At 56.8% G+C, this 22,905-nt stretch carries 35 protein-coding genes; all 35 read right to left on the bottom strand.

Translation table 11 applies throughout. From position 1 onward, the window contains the following. Positions 1–11: 11 nt before the first annotated feature. Positions 12–899, bottom strand: coding sequence for a transporter substrate-binding domain-containing protein (locus B9A13_RS10085; protein ID WP_084235035.1), 888 nt, complete (start codon positions 897–899; stop codon positions 12–14). Positions 900–1,075: 176 nt separating this feature from the next. Continuing rightward, positions 1,076–2,290: a DHHW family protein gene (locus tag B9A13_RS10080; protein ID WP_084235034.1), complete on the bottom strand. Its 1,215-nt coding sequence runs from the start codon at positions 2,288–2,290 to the stop codon at positions 1,076–1,078. A 12-nt stretch (positions 2,291–2,302) separates the two neighbouring features. After that, positions 2,303–3,715: an MBOAT family O-acyltransferase gene (locus B9A13_RS10075; protein WP_084235033.1), complete on the bottom strand. Its 1,413-nt coding sequence runs from the start codon at positions 3,713–3,715 to the stop codon at positions 2,303–2,305. Between the two features lie 28 nt (positions 3,716–3,743). Further along, on the bottom strand, positions 3,744–4,103 hold the full coding sequence (locus B9A13_RS14290; protein WP_200809709.1) for a VOC family protein: 360 nt from the start codon (positions 4,101–4,103) through the stop codon (positions 3,744–3,746). 221 nt (positions 4,104–4,324) lie between these two features. Then, complete coding sequence (locus B9A13_RS10065) at positions 4,325–6,199, bottom strand: ABC transporter ATP-binding protein (RefSeq protein ID WP_084235031.1); 1,875 nt, start codon at positions 6,197–6,199, stop codon at positions 4,325–4,327. Beyond that, positions 6,196–8,448 carry an ABC transporter ATP-binding protein gene (locus tag B9A13_RS10060; RefSeq protein WP_084235030.1) on the bottom strand — a complete coding sequence of 751 codons (2,253 nt, stop codon included), beginning with the start codon at positions 8,446–8,448 and terminating at the stop codon, positions 6,196–6,198. Before B9A13_RS10060 ends, B9A13_RS10065 begins: the two co-directional genes overlap by 4 nt. Beyond that, entirely contained in the window at positions 8,442–8,963 is a 522-nt protein-coding gene (locus B9A13_RS10055) for a MarR family winged helix-turn-helix transcriptional regulator (protein ID WP_159448097.1), read from the bottom strand. Before B9A13_RS10055 ends, B9A13_RS10060 begins: the two co-directional genes overlap by 7 nt. A gap of 247 nt (positions 8,964–9,210) precedes the next feature. Then, the gene (gene rplQ, locus B9A13_RS10050; RefSeq protein ID WP_084235028.1) at positions 9,211–9,555 is read right to left on the bottom strand and encodes a 50S ribosomal protein L17; all 345 of its coding nucleotides are present in this window, start codon (positions 9,553–9,555) and stop codon (positions 9,211–9,213) included. A gap of 13 nt (positions 9,556–9,568) precedes the next feature. After that, a complete protein-coding gene (locus B9A13_RS10045; RefSeq protein WP_084235027.1) occupies positions 9,569–10,516 on the bottom strand; it encodes a DNA-directed RNA polymerase subunit alpha in 948 nt (315 codons plus the stop codon). A gap of 84 nt (positions 10,517–10,600) precedes the next feature. Continuing rightward, positions 10,601–11,230: a 30S ribosomal protein S4 gene (rpsD, locus tag B9A13_RS10040; RefSeq protein WP_084235026.1), complete on the bottom strand. Its 630-nt coding sequence runs from the start codon at positions 11,228–11,230 to the stop codon at positions 10,601–10,603. Between the two features lie 27 nt (positions 11,231–11,257). After that, entirely contained in the window at positions 11,258–11,659 is a 402-nt protein-coding gene (gene rpsK, locus B9A13_RS10035; protein ID WP_084235025.1) for a 30S ribosomal protein S11, read from the bottom strand. A gap of 16 nt (positions 11,660–11,675) precedes the next feature. Beyond that, positions 11,676–12,044, bottom strand: coding sequence for a 30S ribosomal protein S13 (rpsM, locus tag B9A13_RS10030; RefSeq protein ID WP_084235024.1), 369 nt, complete (start codon positions 12,042–12,044; stop codon positions 11,676–11,678). 87 nt (positions 12,045–12,131) lie between these two features. Continuing rightward, the gene (gene rpmJ / locus B9A13_RS10025) at positions 12,132–12,245 is read right to left on the bottom strand and encodes a 50S ribosomal protein L36 (protein WP_084235023.1); all 114 of its coding nucleotides are present in this window, start codon (positions 12,243–12,245) and stop codon (positions 12,132–12,134) included. 29 nt (positions 12,246–12,274) lie between these two features. Further along, complete coding sequence (gene infA / locus B9A13_RS10020; RefSeq protein WP_084235022.1) at positions 12,275–12,493, bottom strand: translation initiation factor IF-1; 219 nt, start codon at positions 12,491–12,493, stop codon at positions 12,275–12,277. A gap of 14 nt (positions 12,494–12,507) precedes the next feature. Further along, the gene (locus B9A13_RS10015) at positions 12,508–12,786 is read right to left on the bottom strand and encodes a KOW domain-containing RNA-binding protein (protein WP_084235021.1); all 279 of its coding nucleotides are present in this window, start codon (positions 12,784–12,786) and stop codon (positions 12,508–12,510) included. Continuing rightward, a complete protein-coding gene (map, locus tag B9A13_RS10010; protein WP_084235020.1) occupies positions 12,773–13,543 on the bottom strand; it encodes a type I methionyl aminopeptidase in 771 nt (256 codons plus the stop codon). Before map ends, B9A13_RS10015 begins: the two co-directional genes overlap by 14 nt. After that, positions 13,543–14,178, bottom strand: a complete 636-nt coding sequence (locus tag B9A13_RS10005) for an adenylate kinase (protein WP_084235019.1) — start codon at positions 14,176–14,178, stop codon at positions 13,543–13,545. Before B9A13_RS10005 ends, map begins: the two co-directional genes overlap by 1 nt. Positions 14,179–14,190: 12 nt before the next feature. Continuing rightward, on the bottom strand, positions 14,191–15,474 hold the full coding sequence (secY, locus tag B9A13_RS10000) for a preprotein translocase subunit SecY (RefSeq protein ID WP_084235018.1): 1,284 nt from the start codon (positions 15,472–15,474) through the stop codon (positions 14,191–14,193). Position 15,475: 1 nt separating this feature from the next. Continuing rightward, a complete protein-coding gene (gene rplO, locus B9A13_RS09995; protein WP_084235017.1) occupies positions 15,476–15,916 on the bottom strand; it encodes a 50S ribosomal protein L15 in 441 nt (146 codons plus the stop codon). A gap of 15 nt (positions 15,917–15,931) precedes the next feature. Continuing rightward, positions 15,932–16,114 carry a 50S ribosomal protein L30 gene (gene rpmD / locus B9A13_RS09990; RefSeq protein WP_084235016.1) on the bottom strand — a complete coding sequence of 61 codons (183 nt, stop codon included), beginning with the start codon at positions 16,112–16,114 and terminating at the stop codon, positions 15,932–15,934. 13 nt (positions 16,115–16,127) lie between these two features. Then, on the bottom strand, positions 16,128–16,628 hold the full coding sequence (gene rpsE / locus B9A13_RS09985) for a 30S ribosomal protein S5 (protein WP_084235015.1): 501 nt from the start codon (positions 16,626–16,628) through the stop codon (positions 16,128–16,130). 17 nt (positions 16,629–16,645) lie between these two features. Further along, complete coding sequence (gene rplR, locus B9A13_RS09980) at positions 16,646–17,002, bottom strand: 50S ribosomal protein L18 (RefSeq protein ID WP_084235014.1); 357 nt, start codon at positions 17,000–17,002, stop codon at positions 16,646–16,648. A gap of 15 nt (positions 17,003–17,017) precedes the next feature. After that, positions 17,018–17,566 (bottom strand): 50S ribosomal protein L6, encoded by a 549-nt coding sequence (gene rplF / locus B9A13_RS09975; protein WP_084235013.1) that lies wholly within the window; start codon positions 17,564–17,566, stop codon positions 17,018–17,020. A gap of 15 nt (positions 17,567–17,581) precedes the next feature. Beyond that, positions 17,582–17,980, bottom strand: coding sequence for a 30S ribosomal protein S8 (rpsH, locus tag B9A13_RS09970; RefSeq protein ID WP_084235012.1), 399 nt, complete (start codon positions 17,978–17,980; stop codon positions 17,582–17,584). 189 nt (positions 17,981–18,169) lie between these two features. Next, a complete protein-coding gene (locus tag B9A13_RS09965; protein WP_084235011.1) occupies positions 18,170–18,355 on the bottom strand; it encodes a type Z 30S ribosomal protein S14 in 186 nt (61 codons plus the stop codon). A gap of 14 nt (positions 18,356–18,369) precedes the next feature. Further along, positions 18,370–18,912, bottom strand: a complete 543-nt coding sequence (gene rplE / locus B9A13_RS09960) for a 50S ribosomal protein L5 (RefSeq protein ID WP_084235010.1) — start codon at positions 18,910–18,912, stop codon at positions 18,370–18,372. Positions 18,913–18,930: 18 nt separating this feature from the next. Further along, complete coding sequence (rplX, locus tag B9A13_RS09955) at positions 18,931–19,248, bottom strand: 50S ribosomal protein L24 (protein WP_084235009.1); 318 nt, start codon at positions 19,246–19,248, stop codon at positions 18,931–18,933. Between the two features lie 13 nt (positions 19,249–19,261). Continuing rightward, positions 19,262–19,630 carry a 50S ribosomal protein L14 gene (rplN, locus tag B9A13_RS09950; protein ID WP_084235008.1) on the bottom strand — a complete coding sequence of 123 codons (369 nt, stop codon included), beginning with the start codon at positions 19,628–19,630 and terminating at the stop codon, positions 19,262–19,264. A gap of 12 nt (positions 19,631–19,642) precedes the next feature. Next, on the bottom strand, positions 19,643–19,897 hold the full coding sequence (rpsQ, locus tag B9A13_RS09945) for a 30S ribosomal protein S17 (RefSeq protein ID WP_341456032.1): 255 nt from the start codon (positions 19,895–19,897) through the stop codon (positions 19,643–19,645). A gap of 28 nt (positions 19,898–19,925) precedes the next feature. Then, the gene (gene rpmC / locus B9A13_RS09940; RefSeq protein WP_084235006.1) at positions 19,926–20,138 is read right to left on the bottom strand and encodes a 50S ribosomal protein L29; all 213 of its coding nucleotides are present in this window, start codon (positions 20,136–20,138) and stop codon (positions 19,926–19,928) included. A gap of 1 nt (position 20,139) precedes the next feature. Beyond that, positions 20,140–20,574 (bottom strand): 50S ribosomal protein L16, encoded by a 435-nt coding sequence (gene rplP / locus B9A13_RS09935; RefSeq protein ID WP_084235005.1) that lies wholly within the window; start codon positions 20,572–20,574, stop codon positions 20,140–20,142. Then, on the bottom strand, positions 20,574–21,401 hold the full coding sequence (rpsC, locus tag B9A13_RS09930; RefSeq protein WP_084235004.1) for a 30S ribosomal protein S3: 828 nt from the start codon (positions 21,399–21,401) through the stop codon (positions 20,574–20,576). Before rpsC ends, rplP begins: the two co-directional genes overlap by 1 nt. A gap of 14 nt (positions 21,402–21,415) precedes the next feature. After that, positions 21,416–21,751 carry a 50S ribosomal protein L22 gene (gene rplV, locus B9A13_RS09925; RefSeq protein WP_084235003.1) on the bottom strand — a complete coding sequence of 112 codons (336 nt, stop codon included), beginning with the start codon at positions 21,749–21,751 and terminating at the stop codon, positions 21,416–21,418. Positions 21,752–21,765: 14 nt separating this feature from the next. Continuing rightward, positions 21,766–22,038: a 30S ribosomal protein S19 gene (rpsS, locus tag B9A13_RS09920; RefSeq protein ID WP_084235002.1), complete on the bottom strand. Its 273-nt coding sequence runs from the start codon at positions 22,036–22,038 to the stop codon at positions 21,766–21,768. Positions 22,039–22,059: 21 nt separating this feature from the next. Then, entirely contained in the window at positions 22,060–22,896 is an 837-nt protein-coding gene (gene rplB / locus B9A13_RS09915) for a 50S ribosomal protein L2 (RefSeq protein WP_084235001.1), read from the bottom strand. Positions 22,897–22,905 lie beyond the last annotated feature (9 nt).

The raw sequence follows: 22,905 nt of genomic DNA, 5'->3' as shown, positions 1-22,905 counted from the left end.
TTCTTTTTCTCTTACGAAGCGGAGGGCTGATTTGCGATAGCCGACTCCATCAGCGCCTGCCTGTCCTCCGCGGTAATCCCCGCAAGCGCCTCGTTGATGGGTCCGAGAAGATCGCTGCCCTTCTTGATCGCCACCGAAACCGCCACATCATCCTTGGTGTAATCAAAGCCCTTGCCCTCTTCAAAGGCAACGTAGGTGATTTCCGGGTTGGAATTCACCGCCGCAATGGCCGCAGGGCGCTCGGAGATATACCCGTCGATCTTGCCGGAGGTGAGAGCTACGATCATGGTGGGGAAATCCGCCATGGCGGTCTGCTTGTCGATCCCGTCCATCTGATCCAGCACGGTGTAGTGGAAGGTGTTCTGCTGCGCCGTGATTTTCGCCCCGGCGAAATCGCCGATGGACTTGGCATCCACATACTTGCTGTCGGCCCGGACCACCACCACCAGATCGGAATCATAGTAGTAATCAGAGAAATCCATGCTCAGCCGGCGGTCCGCCGTGGGCGACATACCGGCAATGATGGCGTCGATTTTCCCGGAATTGAGGGCGGGCTCCAGTCCTTCCCAGTCCACCTGGACCACTACCAGCTCCTTATTCAGGGAAGCGGCTACCAGTTTTGCAATCTCAACGTCGTAGCCCGCGGCATAGCCGATGCTGCCGTCGATGGGCACCGCGCCGTTGGAATCGTCCGTCTGGGTCCAGTTGAAGGGCGCATAAGCGCACTCCATTCCCACCCTCAGCGTTCCGTTCAAAGCTTCCGTGGGTGCCGCGCTCTCCGTGGGCGCAGCAGTGGGTGTCGCAGTCGCGGCGGACGATCCGCCCGAGCAGGCGGTGATGGGCAGCAGCATGGCCGCCATGACAGACGCCGCCAAAAGGATTCTCAGCTTCTTCTTCATTCCTGTCTTCCCCCATTTTTATTGAATTAAATTACTAAACTCTCGGCATATACCGGCCCCTTCATGGAAAAAGGGGGACCCTCCGGATATCCGGGGAATTATGCTGTATTATAACACAGCCATCCGGTCACATCAATACAAACCGCGTATTTTTATACTGCTTTGCTGAAGTTAAGCTAGGTATCCAGCCGAAACATCGTCCGGTTTGCCGTGGTGCCGGCGGTATAGAGGACGATCACCAAATTCGGCTTTGTCTTCTCAATATACCCGCTGAGGGAATCGGTGAAATACCGCAGATCCACGATGTCCAGCTCCCCGCACCCCAGGGCCAGGAAGGGTGCCAGGGCGCAGGAATAGGAATCCCGGATCAGAAGCACCCGTTTTCCCGTGGGGTCCAGATTGTTTCGGATGATGTTGAGCGGGAAGTCCCCTCCCGTATACATGGCGTAGGGATTGTTGCCGTAGTAGTCCCTGGTGTCGATCTTGGTGTAATCGATGACGGTGTCCAGAAACGCGCCGGTTCGGGATATCTTGTAGAAAGGGACCTCAAAGGTGAGGTTGGTTTCAAATTTGGGGGAAATGAGGCTGATGTCGTCCACCCCCGCGTACAGGGTTCCCACCCGTTTCCCCTGGCTGCCCAGGAACCAGTCTTTGTATATCTTTACAGTATATTGGTCCAAATCCGTATATGCTTCGGGTATGGTAAACCCGTATTTCTCGTTTAAAAGGCCCGCCATGGTCTGAAAGGAGAGAAAGGCCCCCTCCGGCTTCCAGTGATGGTCGGTGCGGAAAAAATAGCTCTCATAGGGCTCGCTCGCCGAGGCGAAAGCCTCCCGCAGATCGAGGCTCGCCACCCCCCGCGTATGGAGATAGGCAAGCAGCGCGTCCGCCTCGTCGTTTCCGTAGTCTGCAATTCCCTCGGGCAGCAGGTCCATGTCCTTGCCGTTTTTCTGAGGCGCCTGGACGTAGAGGAGGGGGATCCCCTGGGCTTCCAGCCTGTCGCCGAAGTCCGCGAGGGCCTGGCCGCAGTCGGAATTGTCGGAAAAAGTCGCGCCCTTCAGGGCAAAGCTCAGGCTTCCGTTTTTAAGCTTCACCACGGTATTGTCCGCGTCCACGTCGTCGATGACCCGCTTCCCCAAAAGCCTCTGGAATCCGCCGTTGAGCTCTATAAGCAGGTGGTACTTGTCCGCCTGAAGGCAGATCTCCTCCTCCGCGCTGCCGATGGCAAGCTCGGCCTTGTCGAACAGGGTCGGATTCTCCGGCCGGTTTGCCCGATACTCCTTCAGGATGTCCTGAAAAATCGTATTCGAACCGGTGGCGATTAAAAGGAAGACGGCCGCAAGCGCCGCGAGAAAAAGGACTGCAACCGCGGTTGTGCTCGTGCGTTTCATGTTGCTGCGCTCCTAAAAATTGAAATAGATGAACGGATTGTAGCTCCCCTTGATAATGTAGGAAACCGAGACGGCAAGTATGAGCAGAAGACCCGCGGCATAGAGAAAGCCGAAGACCGGCTTGTCTGAGAAACGGGCGCCCAGCCACTTCGCCGTGGGAAGGGAAAATAAGACGGCAGCCGGGAAAAACCAGCGGTTTTCCAGGACGTAAAGCATCGTGTTCGCGTCCCACAGCCCGTTCCCCTGAAGCCCGAACATCGCCTTTAAATATTCCGCCGCGGCTGCCATGCTATCGGCCCGGAACATCACCCAGCCGCAGACCACCAGAAGCATGGTGTAAAGGTGCGGGAGAAAACCGCGCCTTTGCAGCCGACGGTCAAAGCCTGTGAGCTTTTCGGCTGTGATGAGGATAAAATAAAACAGCCCCCAGCAGATAAAGGTCCAGTTGGCCCCGTGCCAGATTCCGGTTAAAAGCCAGACGACGAACAGGTTGAACACCAGCCGGGCCTTGGACTGCACCCGGCTGCCCCCCAGCGGAAAATATACGTAGTCCCGAAACCAGGTGGAAAGGGAGATGTGCCAGCGCCGCCAGAATTCGGTGATCGAACGGGAAATATAGGGGTAATTGAAGTTTTCCAGGAAGTGAAACCCGAACATCCGGCCGAGACCGATGGCCATATCCGAATAACCGGAAAAGTCGAAATAAATCTGGAAGGTGTAGGCCAGGGCCCCCATCCAGGCAAAGCTCACGGAGAGGTTGCCTCCGCCCAGGTTAAAAGCCTTTTCCGCCACCAGGGCCAGGGTGTTGGCCAGCAGGACCTTCTTCCCCAGACCCAGGATGAACCGGCAGACCCCGGCGGAAAAGTCCTCCCAGGTCTCTTTTCTGTCCCGGATCTGCTGTGCCACCGTCTCGTACTTCACGATGGGGCCTGCGATGAGCTGAGGAAAAAACGAAATGTACAGCCCCACGTTCAGGGGATTTTTCTGAGCCTCTCCCCTGCCCCGGTATACGTCCAGGACATAGGAGATCGCCTGGAAGGTGAAAAAGGAAATGCCGATGGGCAGCACAAGACTGGGGACGGAAAGCTTCGAAGAAAACAGCAGGTTGATGTTCCGCACGGTGAAGCCCAGATACTTATATACAAACAGGATGCCGAGATTTACCGCCAGCATTGCCGTGATCGCGAGCCTGGCCGCACGGGGCCTGGTCCTGCAGACGCTGACCCACAGACCGAACCCGTAGTTTACGAGGATGGAGGCGATCATCACCAGCACGAACCAGGGCTCTCCCCAGGCGTAAAAAAAGAGGCTGGCAAGAAGCAGGAACACGTTTTGCAGCGTCCTGTTCCACCGGAATAAAATATAATATCCTGCCAGTACGCAGGGCAGGAACACAAACAGGAATACGGCACTGGAAAAGAGCATACCGTTTCTCCTTCTGACTGGCTAAGGTTTATCTCTGGGGCACAATTTCAATCCAGTAGCCGTCCGGGTCCGAAATAAAGTAAATCCCCATGCCCGCGTTTTCAAAGCAGATGACGCCCATGGATTCATGCTTCCGGTGGAGAGTCTCAAATTCGTCCGTCCGGAAGGCAAGGTGGAATTCGTTTTCCCCCAGATTGTAGGGCTCCGTCCGGTCAAAAAGCTGCGTAAGCTCCAGCGTGAAGTCGGTTGTACCGTCCCCGAGATACTGAAGAATGAACCCGGGGCGCTCCACCGTCCTTACTACCTGAAGGCCCAGGGCTTCCCGGTAAAACGCGGTGCTCCGTTCCACGTCCAGTACATTGAAATTAAAATGCGCAAATTGTACCACTTTCGCACCGTCCTTTCCTGTAAAACGAAAATTCTTTGTCCCCAGACCGGCGGGATCCGCGGTGCGGTCCCAGTTCTTGGGGACAGGCTGACACCGAACGGTATTATTATACCCGTATTGAAGCCGGATGTAAATTGTAGAATTGCGGCATGCCCGTGCCGCTGTTATAAAAAATGATCCCTCCTTTTGAAAAGGGGGGATCATTTTTCCTTGCTTTGTCTTTATACCGCTTCGGAACTTTCAAACTGGGCGTTGTAGAGTTCGGAGTAATAGCCTCCCGCCTCCAGCAGCTCCTCGTGACTTCCCTGCTCCACGATGTCGCCGTCCCGCATCACCAGAATCAGGTCCGCGTCCCGGATGGTGGAGAGCCGGTGGGCGATGATGAAGCTGGTCCTGCCCTGCATCAGGTTGTCCATGGCCTTCTGGATCCGGATCTCCGTCCGGGTGTCCACCGAGCTGGTGGCCTCGTCCAGAATAAGGATCCTGGGGTCGGCCAGTATGGCCCGGGCAATAGTCAGAAGCTGTTTCTGCCCCTGGGAGATATTGCTGGCTTCCTCGTTGAGCTCCATATCGTAGCCGCCGGGCTGCGTGCGGATGAAGTGATGGATGTGGGCCGCCCGGGCTGCCGCCTCCACCTCCGCGTCGGTGGCGTCCAGCTTTCCGTACCGGATGTTCTCCCGGAGAGTTCCGGAGAAAAGCCACGTATCCTGCAGCACCATTCCGAAAAGGCCGCGCAGGTCGTTGCGGCGGAAGTCCCGGATGTCGTGCCCGTCAATGAGAATGGCTCCGCCGCTTACATCGTAAAACCGCATGAGAAGCTTGATGATGGTGGTCTTTCCGGCGCCGGTGGGCCCCACGATGGCTATCTTCTGCCCGGGTGAGATGATGGCGTTGAAGTCCCGGATGATGAGCTTGTCGGAATTGTACCCGAACTTCACATGACGGAACTCCACCTGGCCCCGGATCCCCTCGGGTGAAACGGGTTCGTCGGCCTCCGGGACCTCTTCTTCCTCCTCCAGAAACTCAAACACCCGCTCCGCCGCGGCTGCGGTGGACTGCAGGAAGTTGGCCACCTGGGCCGCCTGGGCGATGGGCTGGTTAAAACTGCGCACATACTGGATAAAAGACTGGATATCTCCCACCGTGATGGTCTTCTTGATGGCCAGATACCCGCCCAGGATGGAGACCATCACATAGCTGATGTTTCCGATGAACGTCATCATAGGCATCATCATCCCGGATAAAAACTGGGACTTCCAGGCCGATCCGTAAAGTGTTTCGTTGGTTTTGTCGAATTCCTCCACAACGCCGGCTTCCCCGTTGAAAGCCTTGACCACGTTGTGTCCGCCGTAGACCTCCTCCACCTGGCCGTTGATTTGGCCCAAAAACTTTTGCTGTTGTTTGAAATACTTCTGGGACCTTTTGACCACACTGGAAACCGCCAGCATGGAAAGAGGCAGAATCAGAAGGGTCACGACGGTCATAAGCCAGCTGATGGAGAACATCATGATGATGGTGCCCACCAGCATGGTCACGGAGGAAACCAGCTGAGGCAGACTTTGGTTGAGGCTCTGGCTCAGGGTGTCTACGTCGTTGGTCACACGGGAGAGTACTTCCCCGTGAGTCACCCGATCGAAAAATTTCATGGGCAGGCGGTTGATTTTCTTGGAGATCTCATCCCGCATGCGGTAGGACACCTTCTGGGCCACTCCGGAAATGATGAAGCCCTGGGCAAAGGAAAAACAGGCGCTGACAACATACAGGCACAGGAGATTGATCATGATCCGCCCGATGAGGGTGAAATCGATGCCCGTTCCAGTTCCCTGGATTTTATTCACAAGACCGTTGTAGATCTCCGTTGTGACGTTTCCCAGGATCTTGGGGCCGATGACAAAAAACGCGGCGCTCCCGATGGCGAAAAGCACCACCAGAATCAGAGACAGTTTATATTTGGCCAGATACCGGAGAAGCTTTCCCATGGTAACCTTAAAATTCTTTGCCTTTTCTCCGGCACCCATTCCCCCCATGGGACCGCCCATGGGACCCCGTCCCATGGGACGACCGCCGGGACCTGGGGCTCTTGTTTCTTCGCTCATATGTCAAGTTCCTCCTTTGAAAGCTGTGAGACCGCGATCTGCCGGTATACCTCGCAGTCGCGCATCAGCTCCCGGTGGGTGCCGATTCCCGCGATTTTACCTTCCTCCAGCACGACGATCTGATCCGCGTGCATGATCGTGTTGATCCGCTGCGCCACCACAAGAACCGTGCTCTTGCCGGTTTCCGTCCGGAGCGCCCGGCGCAGGCTGGCCTCCGTCTTGAAGTCCAGCGCGGAAAAGCTGTCGTCGAACAGATAGATTTCGGGTTTCACCGCAATGGCTCTCGCAATGGAAAGCCGCTGCTTCTGCCCTCCGGATACGTTGGTGCCCCCCTGGGAGATGGAGGAATCGTATCCCTCCGGCTTTTCCTCCACAAAGTCCGAGGCCTGTGCGATCCGGGCGGCGGTCTTCATCTCCTCGTCGGAGGCCTCCTGCTTCCCGTATTTGATGTTGGAGGCAATCGTGCCGGAAAAAAGGATCCCGTGCTGGGGCACATACCCCAGCTTTGCACGGAGGTCATGCTGGCTCACGTCCCGAATATCCATCCCGTCAATGAGGATCTGGCCCTCCGACACGTCGTAAAAACGCGGAATCAAATTCAGAAGCGTCGACTTACCGCTGCCCGTGCTGCCGATAAACGCGGTGGTTTCCCCGGGTTTGGCGGTAAAGCTGATATGGCTCAGCACATCCTCCTCCGCGTTGGGGTAATGAAAGGAGACATCCCGGAACTCCACCAGGCCCTTCACGTCGCCGGAGAAAGATGCCGGCTTCTGCGGATCCCGGATGCTCTGCTTCGTGGACAGAACCTCCTCGATACGCACGGCCGAAACGGAGGCGCGGGGCAGCATGATGGACACCATGGAAACCATGAGAAACGCCATAATGATCTGCATGGTGTACTGGATGAAGGCCATCATATCTCCCACCTGCATGGTGCCGGAATTCACGGCGTGTCCGCCGTTCCAGACGATCAGCAGTGTCACTCCGTTCATCACCAGCATCATCGCGGGCATCATTCCTGCCATGATGCGGCTGACAAACAGGTTGGTTTTCGTCAGATCCACATTGGCCCTGTCAAAGCGCTTCTCCTCATAGCTCTGGGTGGAAAAGGCGCGGATGACGGGAAGGCCGGACAGGATCTCCCGGGTGACCAGATTCACACGGTCCACCAGCTTTTGGATTCGCTTGAACCGCGGGATGGCAAGGCCGAACAGAACCAGTACCAGAGCCAGAATGGCAGCCACCGCCACAACGATGATCCATCCCATGGAGGTGTCCGTGTTCAGCACCTTAATAATGCCCCCGATTCCCAGGATGGGAGCATAGAACAGAATTCGCAGCATGATGGCCATCAGAAGCTGGATCTGCTGGATGTCGTTTGTGCTCCGGGTGATAAGAGATGCGGTGGAAAAGTGGTTCAGTTCCTCTCCCGAGAAGGAAACCACCTTTTTAAACACCCTGCCCCGCAGCTCCATACCCAGCCTCGCCGCCACCCGGGAGGCGAAGAAGCCCACCAGGATGGAAGCCGCCATGGAGGCAAAGGCGATTGCCAGCATCTTGGCGCCGGAGAAGAGGACGTACCGCGTCTGCTTCGTATCCAGATTGATGCCCAGTTCCTGGTATTCCTCCTGGATCGCCACAATGGCCCCCTGGCGGAGGAAACTGTCCGGCAATGCGTCCATTTGGGTCTGCGCGCCGCTGAGCACCTGTGTCCTCGCCTCTTCCGGCAGAAGCGCCAGAATTTGTATTACGCTCATATCGGCGGCTTGGGTCTGCATCTGGGAAGGCAGCATGGCGATCAGAGCGCTGTGAATCTTGGAAGCCGTTTCGGAATCCCCCGAAAGCTCTTCCATCATGAGAAGCGGCCGCGTCATGGTGTCGGCCAGTTCTCCGACAGTTGTTTCATCCTGAGGGATCCTTTGATACAAGGCTTCGCCCCCCAGGTCCGGATATTGCTTGTTGAACTGCTCCAGCTCCTGCTCGCTCATGGAAGCGGTGTCTACGGCCTCGTACTGGGAGGAGATCTTCTCCCCGTCCTCTCCGGCCAGAAGCGCCAGAGTATCCAGCGTGCTCTTCCGCAGCACTTCTGGAGCCGCGGAGTCGATTCCCTTCTGCTGGATTCCCACATTTACGATACTGGAAGTATAGTCCGGCAGAGAAAGGTCGCAGGTCGCCTGAATCACAAGCAGGACAATGATGACAAGCACCGCCGGGGCAGACTGCTTCATGTATTTGAGTATTTTCAGCATGTGTGGTTTCCTTTCCGTGAATGGCATGGAATTGGCCCGTCCGGGCCGTTTTCAAAGGGCTCCTGTCCCGATGCGAGGTTACTCCTTGCCCGCTGCAGATATTCCCGGAACTGGTGCCGTTCCCCCTGGGAAAAATCCAGCAGCATGGCGGTTTCGATCTCCTTTGTCACCTGCATAACCCTCAGGAATACGTCCTCACTCTTTTTTGTCATGTAAACCCGGATTATCCGCTGGTTGTTTTCATCCCGCCTTCGCTCGATGAGCTCCGCTTTTTCCATTCTGCGGAGCAGTACAGTGATGGTGGAGGGCCGGATGTGCATTTTTTCCCCCAGTTCCTTTTGGCTGAGCCCCGGCGTATCGCTCAGATGCTGCAGCAGAACGAATTGGCCCGGATATACCCCGGTTGCGCCCGCGGCGGCGAACATCCTGTGAAACAGCAGGTGGGCGACTTGCGCCGCCAGCATGCTCATGGGTTCCTCCTCCGGGCGGCGTTTTTCGCATACCCCTTCTATCATCCTTTTTTCCTCCATGTTAGTTAGATAGCTAAATTGCATTGTACTCCTATTATGTCCGTTGTCAAGAGTATTTTCCTGGTCAATATCGACATATGTTGAATTCGTCCATGCGGTAATTTTTGGCATGCAATTTATTCAAGAAATGTCTGCTGGGATAATAGTATGATATGTTAAAGTGCCCAAATAAAAGTGGCTGTCATAAAATGCCCGGCGGCATTTTGTGACAGCCACTTTTCGATTCATCACTTTACTTGACCAGCTCGATAACCGCCATTTCGGCGGCATCCCCGCGCCTCGGCCCAAGCCGGGTGATGCGGGTGTAACCCCCGTTGCGCTCCGAGTATCCGGGAGCGACCTCCGCGAACAGGCGCTTGGCCACGTCCTCCTTCGTCAGGAAGGAAATCGCCTGCCGATAGGCGGCCAGGCTCCGGCTCTTTCCCAGGGTTATCATTTTCTCGGTCAGAGGCGCAACCTCTTTGGCCCTGGTGATCGTGGTTTCCAGTCTGCCCTTTTCCAGCAGGGTGGTCACCATGGATCTCAGCATTGCCATGCGCTGATCGGTGGGCTTACCGAGTTTTCGTGTTCCAGGCATTGAAAATACCTCCCTAATTGTCTTCGCTTGCCAGGGAAAGCCCCATCATTGCAAGCTTATTGATCACTTCTTCCAGTGACTTGCGCCCGAGGTTGCGAACCTTCATCATTTCGTCCTCGGTCTTGCTGATGAGATCCTCCACCGTGTTGATGTTGGCGCGTTTCAGGCAGTTGAACGAACGGACGGACAGATCCAGCTCCTCTATCGTCATTTCCAGCACCTTGTCCCGCTGGGTCTCTGCCTTTTCCACTACCGTGGATTTATTGCCCACCGTATCGGACAGGTCCGTGAACAGGATAAAATGGTCGCACAGAATCTTGGCTCCCAGAGAGACCGCATCCCTGGCTGTAATGGTGGAATTGGTCCAGACCTCCAGCGTCAGTTTGTCGAAATCGGTCATGTTGCCCACGCGGGTGTTTTCCACCGTATAGTTGACCTTGTATACCGGCGTGTAGATGGAGTCCACGGGGATGACGCCGATAATGGTCTGGGTGGGCTTGTTCCGATCGGCCGGGACGTATCCCCTGCCGTGGTTGAGGGTGATTTCCATATTCAGCGACGCGTCCGGGCCCAGAGTCGCAATGTGAAGCTCGGGGTTTAAGATCTCCACCTCGCCGTCGGCCTTGATGTCGCCGGCCTTCACTTCGCACTCGCCGTTGGCTTCGATATACACGGTCTTGGGGCCCTGGCTGTGAAGCCTCGCCACAATTCCCTTGACATTGAGAACGATTTCCGTGACATCTTCTTTTACGCCCGGTATGGTGGAAAACTCATGCTGGATGCCGGCAATCTTAATGGTGGTCGCCGCGGTTCCGGGCAGAGAGGACAGCAGAATCCGGCGGAGAGAGTTGCCTAAGGTCGTGCCGTAACCGCGCTCCAGCGGTTCCACGATATACTTCCCATAAGAGCCGTCTCCCGGGGTTTCCACGCATTCAATACGCGGCTTCTCTATTTCTACCATAGATTGATGATACCCTCCTTTACTCCGCGGCGCAAAAGATGCGCCGCATGGTTTTTCAGCTGACCAATGATTGAGGGTGATGGTTTATTTGGAATACAGCTCAACGATCAAATGCTCCTCGATGGGAAGATCGATATCTTCTCTGGCGGGCAGAGACACTACCTTCGCTTCCAGCGTGTTTTTATTGAAATCCAGCCACTTGGGCGCGGTGCGCGCGCCGTTGGCTTCGATGACCGCCTTGAATTTATCCAGGTCCCGGCTTCCCTCTTTCAAAGTGATTACCTCTCCCGGCCGGACAAGGTAAGAAGGAATATTGACCTTCTTCCCGTTCACGGTAAAATGCCCGTGCCGGACAAGCTGTCTGGCCTCCGCCCTGGACATGGCAAAGCCCAGTCGGTACGCCACGTTGTCCAGACGGGATTCCAGAATACCCAGAAGATTCTCGCCGGTGACGCCCTTCCGGTTGGCGGCCATTTCAAAATACGCTCTGAACTGGCTCTCCAGGACGCCGTAATACCTGCGCGCCTTTTGTTTCTCTCTCAGCTGCACGCCGTATTCAGACGCCTTTTTATTGCGGGCGTTTCCATGCTGTCCGGGGGGAAAGGAACGACGGTCCACGGCGCACTTTTCTGTATAGCATCTGTCGCCCTTGAGGAAAAGCTTCTGCCCTTCCCTGCGGCAGAGACGGCACACCGCTCCGGTATATCTTGCCATTTTTATTTACACCTCCATAAAGTACGGTTACACGCGCCTTCTCTTGGGCGGGCGGCATCCGTTGTGGGGAATGGGCGTTACGTCTTTGATCATGTTGACCTCGAGGCCGGCGGCCTGAAGTGCCCGGATGGCGGCTTCACGCCCTGCGCCCGGTCCCTTCACGTAAACTTCCACCGTTTTCAGCCCGTGCTCCATGGCGGCCTTTGCGGCGGTCTCCGCCGCGGTCTGAGCCGCGTAGGGCGTGGACTTCCGGGAGCCCCGGAACCCGAGACCGCCGGAGGATGCCCAGGACAGCGCGTTCCCGTTCATGTCGGTAATCGTCACCATAGTATTGTTGAAGGACGAGCGGATATGTGCGGCGCCTTTTTCGATGTTTTTGCGCTCGCGGCGTTTCCTCGTCGTCTTTTTCACGGTTTTAGGACTGGCCATTTACAATATCCCTCCCTTACTTCTTTTTATTGGCGATGGTTCTCTTGGGTCCCTTGCGCGTTCTCGCGTTGGTTTTACTGCGCTGACCGCGGACGGGAAGACCTTTTCTGTGGCGCATGCCGCGGTAACTGCCGATTTCGGTCAGCCGCTTGATATCCATCGCTACATTGCGGCGCAGATCGCCTTCCACAATGAATTTCTTATCGATGCATTCGCGAAGGGCCGCCTCTTCCGCGTCTGTCAGGTTCTTGACTCTCGTGTCGGGACTCACGCCCGTCTCCGCCAGAATGTCTCTGGCGCTTTTCCTGCCGATGCCGTAGATATAGGTCAGTCCAATCTCGACCCTTTTCTCTTTTGGCAGGTCTATACCGGCAATACGTGCCATGTTGTTAAAGCACCTCCAATAATTTGACATGCGGCGCGGCCGCGGGGGCGGTCCATTTCACCGTCATATTTCTTGCCGAATTTCGTTTCAGCCTTGTCTCTGCTTGTGTTTCGGGTTTTCGCAGATTACCATGATGCGCCCTTTGCGCCGGATGACCTTGCACTTTTCGCACATGGGTTTCACAGATGGCCTTACTTTCATTGTTATACCTCCCGTTGGAAACGTTCGTATTATTTGCTTCTCCAGGTGATTCTGCCCCGGGTCAGATCATAGGGGGACATCTGTACTGTCACCTTATCGCCCGGCAGGATCCGGATGAAGTTCATCCTGAGCTTTCCGGAAATGTGCGCCAGTATCGTATGCCCGTTTCCGATATCCACATGGAACGTGGTATTCGGCAGGGCCTCCGTCACGATGCCTTCCAGTTCGATCACGTCGTCTTTAGCCAAGCCTCATTACCTCCTTAGTCCTGACCCTTGGGCTCGCCGAGAAACTCGGCGAGAGCCTTCCGAATCTCACTGTTGAGTACCTTCTCGCCGTTTCGGATTTTTGCGGCGGCGTAGGAATTGCTTTCCGAAACAAATTGTATGTGCTTTCGTTTCTTTCGTTTGGGCTTTTCCTGTTTTCGTCCCCGTCCGTCGGCAATGAGAACATACTCCCCGTCGGTATCCAGAGCAAGGAAGAGCTTTCCTTTGTCGCGCCCGGCAAGGGAAACGACGACATGGGATTTAACAATGTCCATCGGATTCTCCCTCTGTGACGGTGAGAACTTCCGGCTCGCCGTCGGTGATGAGCACTGTGTTTTCATAATGGGCCGAAAGGGATCCGTCCGCCGTAATAACCGTCCAGCGGTCTTTCAGCACCCGGATGTCATACCCTCCCGCGTTGACCATGGGTTCGATGGCCAGCGTCATGCCGGCAAGGAGCCTGGGTCCGCGCCCCGGTTCCCCGAAATTGGGAACCTCCGGCGCTTCGTGGAGCTTCGCGCCCACGCCGTGTCCGATGTAATCCCGGACGACGGAATAGCCGTTGCTCTCCACATACGTCTGTATGGCATGGGAAATATCCGAGATGCGGTAACCCTGGCGCGCAAACCGGATTCCTTCCCGGAAGCTCTCCCGGGTCACGCGGATCAGATTCATCGCCGCCTCCGACGCGCGGCCGCAGGGAAAGGTGTCCGCGCAGTCGCCGTGATACCCGCCGATAAAAGCTCCCACATCCACGCTTACGATATCGCCCTCGTGGAGCCTGCGTTTTCCCGGAATGCCGTGAATCACCTCGTCGTTTACCGACAGGCAGACGCTGGCGGGAAAACCGTTGTAGTTTAAAAAGGAAGGTTCGGCGCCCTGCGCCTTGAGAAATTGATACACCGCTTTGTCAATTTCCCCCGTTGTGATCCCGGGGACCACCATGGATCCCGCGAGCTTTCTCGCTGCCGAAGTTATGGCTCCGGCCCGGCGCATCAGGTCCGCCTCCCGGGGAGATTTGAGAATAATCATCAGGAAATCCCCAGAGCTTCCAGAATCGCCCGGGTGGTGCCTTCGATGCTGCCCTGGTTGGCCACCATCTTCAGCTTCCCCCGTGCCTCGTAAAACCCTTTGAGGGGTTCCGTTTCGGTGTGGTAAATCTGCAGGCGCGCCTTTACGGTCTCCGGTGCGTCGTCGCTGCGCTGCACCAGAGGTCCGCCGCACACGTCGCAGATTCCTTCCTTGCGGGGCGGCTTGCTTACCACGTGATAGCTGGATCCGCACTTCTGGCAGACCCGTCTCCCCGCCATGCGCTGCATGATTTCCTCGTCGGAAACCTCGATGGAAACAGCGGCGTCGACGGTAAGGCCCGCATCCTCCATACTCTTGGCCTGAGCCAGGGTTCTGGGGACGCCGTCCAGGATATAGCCGTTCCTGCAGTCGTCCTGGGAAAGGCGCTCGCGGATGATGCCGATGATGACGTCGTCCGGTACCAGCCGTCCGCTTTCGGTATATTCCTTGGCCTTCAGGCCGATTTCCGTTTTGTTTTTAATTGCCTCCCGGAGGATATTGCCCGTGGATATGGTCGGGATATGCAGGTGATTTCCCAGGATTTCGGCCTGGGTGCCTTTTCCGGCCCCGGGAGCTCCCAATAAAATCAGTTTCATTGCACAGTCTCCTTATTCAAGAAACCCCTTGTAATGCCGCATGAGCATCTGGGCTTCCAGCGCCTTCACCGTCTCCAGGGCGACGCCCACGACGATGATGACGGAGGTGCCGCCGATGGCAAGGGACGAAACCTTTACCGTGCTTCCCAGAATGATGGGGATAATCGCCACAACGCCCAGGTAAAGTCCGCCGAACATGGTGACCTTATTGAGTACCTTCGCGATAAAGTCCGCCGTGGGCTTACCCGGCCGGAAGCCGGGAATGAACCCGCCGTTTTTCTTCAGATTGTTCGCGACCTCGATGGGATTGAGCTGAATGGTCGCATAGAAGAAGCTGAAGGCAACGATCAGCAGGAAGTATACGATGATATAGGTGGCCGAGGATGTGTCGATGGCTTTCAGGAATCCCGACCAAAAGCTTCCCGTCGCAGGGGTGGGCAGAAAAGCCGCCACCGTTGCGGGGAGGGAGGCGATGGACTGGGCGAAGATGATGGGCATGACGCCGGACATGCTCAGTTTCAGGGGAAGGTGCGAGCTCTGTCCGCCGTACATTTTGCGTCCCACCACCCGCTTGGCGTACTGGATGGGAATCCTGCGCTCGGAATTGGAAATAAACACGATGATGAGCACCAGCACCAGTATCCCTAAAAGGATGAGGGCAATATGACCCAAGTTCAGCGTGCCGAGGTTTACATAGGTGGCGGCGCTGCCCACGGCTCCGGGAACCCGGGATACGATACTGGCAAACAGGATGATGGAAATGCCGTTCCCGATTCCGAACTCTGTAATCTGTTCGCCCAGCCACATGAGGAAGGCCGAGCCTGCAGCGAAGGACAAAATGACGACGATGGCGGCCCAAATGGTCGTATCGGTGAGGATCGAGTAGTTCTTCAGCAGCATGTAATAGGCAAAGCCCTGAAGGAGGCCGATGCCCACGGTGGTATACCGGGTGATGCTGACGATTTTCTTTCTGCCCTCCTCGCCTCCGTCCTTCTGGAGTCTTTCCAGAGCGGGAATGGCGATGGTGAGAAGCTGGATGATGATGGATGCGTTGATATACGGCTGTATGGAAAGGGCGAATACCGTCGCTTTGGCGAAGGCGCCGCCGGACATCGCGTTATACAGTCCCAGCACCGTATTGCTCAGCTGGCTGAAATAGTTGGCCAGTGCCGAAACGTCTACGTACGGAACCGGGATCGCGTTTCCCAGCCGGTAGATCAGCAGGATGAAAATGGTGAAGATGATCTTCTTGCGCAGTTCGGGGATTTTCCACGCATTGCGAATGGTCTCAATCACCCTACACCACCTCTGCCTTTCCACCTGCCGCTTCAATTTTACTCTTTGCGGTTTCGGAAAAAGCCGCGGCGCGAACCGTAAGTTTCTTTGTGATCTCGCCGTTGCCCAGCACCTTTACGCCGTCCTGGCACTTGGAGATGACCCGCTTTCCCAGCAGTTCTTCCGTTCCCACCGTTGCGCCGTCTTCAAACGCATTGAGCGCGGAAACGTTGATCTCTTCGTACGTCTTGCCGAATATATTGTTGAAACCGCGTTTGGGGATCCGGCGCGCCAGCGGCATTTGTCCGCCTTCGAAACCGGCCCGGATGCCGCCGCCGGAGCGGGCCTTCTGGCCCTTGTGTCCGCGGCCCGCCGTCTTGCCGTTGCCGGTGCCTGCGCCGCGTCCCTTGCGCTTGCCTTCCTTGACAGAGCCGGGAGCGGGAACAAGTTCATGCAAATCCATTACACTTGCACCTCCTTACTTTTCCTCTGTAACCTGCAGCAAATACGCGATCTGAGCGATTTTGCCGCGGGTCTGCGCGTTGTCGGGCTGAACCGTCTCGCTGTTGGTCTTGTTCAGTCCCAGGGAGTGGGCAGTGGCGATATGCTTCTCCAGTCTGCCGCTCAGGCTCTTAACAAGCTTTATCTTAAGATTGGCCATTTGTTCCGCCCTCCTAACCTTGGATCTCTTCTACTCTTTTCCCCCGGATGCGCGCCACTTCCTCCGGGCCTCTGAGTGACTTGAGGCCTATCATCGTTGCCGTGACAACATTCTGGGGGTTGTTGGAACGCAGACACTTGGTCCGGATATCCTTGATGCCGGCCGATTCCAGAACGGCACGCACCGGTCCGCCGGCGATCACGCCGGTACCGGGGGCGGCGGGCTTCAGGAGCACCTTGCCGGCTCCGAACTCGCCGATCACCTCGTGGGGAATGGTGGTTCCGGAAAGGACGATCTTCACCATGTTTTTCTTGGCGTCTTCGATCCCCTTGCGGATTGCCTCGGGAACCTCCGCTGCCTTGCCAAGTCCGAATCCCACCTTGCCCTTCTCGTCGCCTACCACGACCAGAGCGGCGAATTTGAAGATCCGGCCGCCTTTGACGGTTTTGGAAACACGGTTCAAGGCAACAACCTTTTCGGTAAATTCGCTGGGTTCTTTTTCAAATCTAGCCATCCTCTGTTTCCCTCCCGTCAAAATACGAGTCCGCCCTCGCGGGCGCCATCAGCCAGCGACTTGATTCTTCCGTGGTAGAGGTAACCGCCCCGGTCGAAAACGACCTGCTCGATTCCCTTTTCCTTCGCCCGCTGAGCAAGTGCAATGCCTACCTTATGTGCGCCCTCGCAGTTTCCGTTTCCTTCAAATCCTTTTTCCAGGGTGGAGGCGGAAACCAGCGTCTGCCCGCTTACGTCGTCGATAATCTGGGCGTAAACATGGCTTAGGCTGCGAAACACGTTCAGGCGCGGTCTCTCGGATGTGCCGGAGACGGTAGCGCGCACCCTTTTATGACGCTTTAAGCGCTGCGCGTTGGTATCGGGTCTTTTTACCATTTTGGCACACCTCCTTTACTTCTTCTTGACGCCCGTCTTGCCTTCCTTGCGGCGGATGACCTCGTTGGCGTATTTGATTCCCTTGCCCTTGTAAGGCTCGGGGGGTCTCTTCTCTCTGACTTCGGCGGCGAACTGGCCTACCTTCTGCTTGTCGGGTCCGCTGATGACGATCTTGTTGGGGGCCGGCACCTCGATGGTGATGCCGTCCACTTCGTCCACGAAGACCTGATGGGAATATCCCAGGTTCATCACCAGCTGCTTTCCCTGCTTGGCGGCCCTGTATCCGACGCCGCCCACCTCCAGCTCCTTCTTGTAGCCGTGGGTGACTCCCTCAATCATGTTGAAAAGGAGCGTCCGGGTCAGTCCGTGAAGGGATTTGTGCTCTTTATCCTCGGTGGGCCGCTTGACGTGAATGACGGCGCCCTCGATGTCGATGATCATGTCCTTGTGCAGGTTCTGTGTCAAGGTTCCCTTGGGGCCTTTCACCGTTACGGCGTTCCCCTCGCCCACCTTGACGTCCACTCCCGCGGGAATGGCTATGGGCATTCTGCCTATCCGTGACATTTCAGTTCCTCCCCCCTACCATACGAACGCAAGGACCTCGCCGCCGACATTGGCCGCTCTCGCGCTCTTGTCGGTCATGACGCCCCTGGACGTTGATATGATGGCGATGCCCAGTCCCCTGAGCACCTTCGGAAGCTCCTCCGCGCCCACGTACACCCGAAGGCCGGGTTTGGAAACCCTGCGAAGGCCGGTGATGACCTTCTCCTTGCTGGGGCTGTACTTGAGGGTGATGCGGATGGTCCCCTGGGTTCCGTCGTCGATGATCTGGAAATTCTTGATATAGCCTTCCTCCAGCAGGATTTCGGCAATGGATTTCTTGATCTTGGAGGCGGGAATGTCCACCGTATCGTGCTTTGCGGAATTGGCATTCCGGATGCGCGTGAGCATATCCGCTATGGGATCCGTAATGTGCATTATTGAGACCTCCTTTAAAAGGTTACAAGCCATGCCCTTTCGGCTTGTGAAGGGACACCGGGGTTTCGGCTCCGCTTTTTAAGGCTCGGGCTCTCCGCCCTGCCGCTTAAAGCCGACTTCCGGCCTCCGTGAATAACCCGGGACGCGCCGCGCCCTGTTTTTGAGCGGACGGACGTCCCTGCGGCGGTGTTACCAGCTTGCTTTCTTTATGCCCGGAATCTGGCCTTTATAAGCAAGTTCGCGGAAACAGATGCGGCAGATGCCGTAATCCCGGAGAAACGCGTGGGGCCTGCCGCAGATTTTGCACCGGTTGTACCGTCTGGTGGAAAACTTCGCCGGCCTCTGCTGCTTGAGAATCATTGATTTCTTTGCCATTTGTCGTTTCCTCCCTAACTGCGGGCGAAGGGAGCGCCGATGAGCCCCAGGAGCTCTCTCGCCTCTTCGTCGGTCTTGGCCGTGGTGCAGATGACGATGTTCATCCCGCGGATCTTGTCGATTTTGTCGTACTCGATCTCGGGGAAAATGAGCTGTTCCTTGATGCCCAGGGCGTAATTGCCCCTGCCGTCAAAAGCGTTGGCGCTGATGCCGCGGAAGTCGCGGACCCGGGGCAGCGCCACGTTGATCAGACGGTCCAAAAACTCCCACATGCGGTCTGCACGCAGCGTCACCTTGACGCCGATGGGCATGCCGGCGCGGACCTTGAAGTTTGCAACCGACTTCTTGGCCTTGGTGACCACGGCCTTCTGGCCGGTGATGGTGGTAACGTCGTTCACCACGGCGTCCAGCATCTTGGCGTTGTCCCTGGCCTCGCCGCAGCCTACGTTGACGATGATCTTTTCAAGCCTGGGGATCTCCATGGAGCTCTTGTACTCGAATTTCTTCATAAGAGCCGGGGCGACCTCTTCCAGGTACTTCTTTTTCAGTCTAGCCATCCTGCAGCTTCCTCCCCCTTATATTGTCTCGCCGCATTTCTTGCACAGGCGGGCCTTGCTGCCGTCGGCAAGAATCTGGTGAGCAGGGCGCGTGGGTTTGCCGCATTTGGGACATACGCGCATAACCTTGCCGGCGTAAATCGGCGCTTCCTTCTGCAGGATTCCGCCCTCTTCCCCCTGCTTCCTGGGCTTGGTGTGCCGGCTGACCATGTTGATGCCTTCCACGATTACCTTGTTGTCGTCGGGAACGGTGCGCATGACCTTGCCTTTTTTTCCTCTGTCTTTTCCGGACAGGACGATAACCGTATCGTCCTTTCTGATGTTGAGTTTTGTCATCTTACAAATCCCCCTATATGACTTCCGGGGCGAGGGAAAGGATCTTCATATAGTCCTTTTCCCGCAGTTCCCGGGCCACCGGGCCAAAAATGCGGGTTCCCCTGGGGTTCTTGTCTTCCTTGATGAGAACCGCCGCATTGTCGTCAAAGCGGACATAAGTGCCGTCGACCCGGCGCACGCCTTTGGCCGAACGGACGATCACGGCCTTGACGACCTCGCCCTTTTTCACCGTTCCGCCCGGCGTGGATTTGCGGACCGAAGCGACCACCACGTCGCCGATGTTTCCGTATTTCCGTTTGGAGCCGCCCAGAACGCGGATACATTTAATCTCTTTGGCGCCGGTGTTGTCGGCAACCTTGAGATAGGTTTCCTGTTGAATCACGGCGAACCCTCCTTACTGAGCCTTCTGTATGATCTCGACCAGGCGCCATCTTTTGTCCTTGGACAGAGGGCGTGTCTCCATGACCTTGACCGTATCGCCCACCGAGCACTGGTTCTGCTCGTCGTGAGCCTTCAGCTTATACGTTCTTCCAACGATTTTCTTGTACAGCGGATGCTGTACGCGGTCTTCTATGGCAACAACGATGGTTTTATCCATCTTGTCGGATACGACTTTGCCGACTCTGGTCTTGCGGGAAGTGTTTCTGATTTCCTCGCTCACCTGTTCCTACCTCCTTCTACCGGCTGGAAGGAGCGTCCTTGCGGGGCTCCTTTTCACGCAGTATGGTTTTGACTCGGGCAATATCCTTTTTCACGTCTGCTATTTTAATTGGATTGTCCAGCTGGTTGGTCGCGTGCTGCAGTCTGAGATAAAACAGATCCTTCTTCAGGCTGCTCAGCTTGTTTTCCAGCTCGGCAGGGGTCATTTCGCGTACCTCGCTTGCCTTCATCCTATTCACCACCTGTCTCGGTATCCGGTTGTCCGCGCGTGACAAACTTGGTCTTGATGGGCAGCTTGTGGCCGGCCAGACGCAGCGCCTCGCGCGCGGCTTCTTCAGGTACCCCGGCAATTTCGAACATGACTCTGCCGGGCTTAACGACGGCGACCCAGTATTCGGGAGAACCCTTACCGGAGCCCATGCGGGTCTCCGCGGGTTTCTGGGTCACGGGCTTATCGGGGAATATTTTAATCCAGACCTGACCGCCGCGCTTGGTGTAGCGGGTCATGGCGATACGGGCTGCCTCGATCTGATTGCTGGTGATCCATGCCGGCTCCAGGGCCACGAGGCCGTACTCGCCGTATGTCACCGAATTTCCGCGCAGTGCCTTGCCCTTCATGCGTCCTCTGTGCACTCTGCGGTATTTTACTCTCTTAGGCAGAAGCATCAGCGATTGCCTCCTTCCCTCGGGGGTCCGCCGGCGGGCCTGTTATAGCCGCCGCCGGGGCCGCGGTTGTTATTAAAGCCGCCCCGGTTGTTGTTGTTGTAACCGCCCCTGCGGTCGTTCCTGCGGTCGTCCCTGCGGGGCCGGTCGGGTCTGGGCGGACGGGTGGTGTCCATAGTCCTGGGGGTGGTCCTCAGAGACTGACTGAGCACTTCGCCCTTATAGATCCAAACCTTCACTCCGATACGGCCGAAGGTGGTGGCCGCCTCGGCAAAACCGTAGTCGATGTCGGCCCGGATGGTCTGCAGGGGAATGGAGCCCTCGTGATAGTGCTCCGTGCGGGCGATTTCCGCGCCGCCCAGGCGGCCGGAAACGCTTGTTTTGATTCCCCGGGCGCCGAGACGCATGGCACGGGCCATGGCGTTTTTCATCGCCCGGCGGAAGGAAATGCGCTTCTCCAGCTGGGCGGCTATGTTCTCGGCCACCAGCTGTGCGTCCATATCGGGGTTCTTGACCTCCACGATATTGAGAACCACGCTCTTTCCGATCATAGCCTCCAGTTTCAGGCGCAGACGCTCGATTTCAACGCCGCCCTTTCCGATCACGACGCCGGGGCGGGAGCAGTGCATGAAAATGCGCACCTTGGCATTGTCCCGCTCGATTTCGATCTTCGGAATCCCTGCCGAATACAGGGTCTTTTTCAGGTATCTGCGGATTTTATAGTCTTCAAGAATCAGATCGCCCACCTTTTCGTTCCTGGCATACCAGCGGGAATCCCAATCCTTGATAACGCCTACGCGCAGTCCGTGCGGATTTACTTTCTGTCCCATAACCTGCCTCCTCGCTATACCCTTTCTTTCACGACGATGGTGATGTGTGAAGTCCTTTTGTTGATCCGGTACGCTCTGCCCTGGGCTCTCGGCATCACTCGTTTGATGATGGGGCCGGGATCGGCGTATGTCTCGGATACGATGAGGTTTTCCGGATCCATTGCGTGGTTGTTTTCCGCGTTGGAAACGGCGCTCTTGAGGAGCTTCAGCATCAGCTCGGACGCCGCCTTGGGGGTCTGCATCAGAACCGCCTCGGCCATCTTCGCGTCTTTCCCCCGAATGAGGTCGCAGACAATCTTGACCTTACGCGGAGAGATACGGGCATATTTCAGTTGTGCTCTGGCTTCCATATTTCCCTTCCTCCTTATTTCGTGGTCTTGCTGCCGGCGTGTCCTCTGAATGTCCGGGTGGGAGCGAATTCGCCCAGTTTGTGTCCTACCATGTCCTCGGTGATGTAGACCGGAACATGCTTGCGGCCGTCGTGGACCGCGATGGTGTGACCGACGAAAGCCGGGTATATGGTGGAAGCCCTGGACCACGTTTTCAGAACTTTTTTGTCCGCCGTCTTGTTCAGCTCGTTTACCCGCTTGAGCAGCTCGGGGGCAACAAACGGGCCTTTCTTTACGCTTCTGCTCATATCATTTGCCTCCTTACCTGCTTATTTGTCGTTGCGGTGCTTGATGATGAACTGGTTGGTGGTTTTCTTTTTCTTACGGGTCTTGTAGCCCATGGCCGGCTTGCCCCAGGGGGTCACGGGTCCGGGGCGTCCCACCGGGCTTTTGCCCTCGCCGCCGCCGTGGGGGTGATCCACCGGGTTCATGACGGAACCGCGGACGGTGGGCCGCCATCCCATGTGGCGCTTTCTGCCGGCTTTGCCGACCTGGATGTTTTCATGCTCCAGGTTTCCCACCTGGCCGATGGTCGCCTTGCACTCCTGGCGGACAATGCGAACCTCGCCGGAAGGCAGCCGGATCTGGGCGCCGCTCTCCTCCTTGGCCATGAGCTGCGCGGCGGTGCCTGCGCTGCGGACCAGCTGGGCGCCCTTGCCGGGATACAGCTCGATGTTATGGATAAAGGTGCCCAGGGGGATGAGGGAAATGGGCAGCGTGTTTCCGGGCTTGATGTCCGCCTTCTCGGAGGAAAGGACCCTGTCGCCGTCCTTGAGTCCCGCGGGAGCCAGGATGTAGCGGCGCTCCCCGTCCTCGTACTCCACCAGGGCGATGTTGGCGCTCCGGTTGGGGTCGTATTCCAGACGCAGGACGGTGGCCGGCATATCGGTCTTGTCCCGCTTGAAATCGATGACTCTGTATTTGCGCTTAACGCCGCCGCCGCGATGGCGCACGGTGATTCTGCCGTAGCTGTTGCGGCCCGCGTTCTGCTTCAGGGTTTCCGTGAGGCTCGGCTCGGGCTTGGCCTTTTTATCGATGCCGTCGAAGCCGGAGACCGTCATATGCCTTCTGGACGGAGTCGTCGGCTTATAGCTCTTAATCGACATGTTGCGTTA

It is taken from the genome of Papillibacter cinnamivorans DSM 12816 (assembly GCF_900176335.1).
GTDB lineage: Bacteria > Bacillota > Clostridia > Oscillospirales > Oscillospiraceae > Papillibacter > Papillibacter cinnamivorans.
This window is presented reverse-complemented; position numbering and strand designations above follow the sequence as displayed.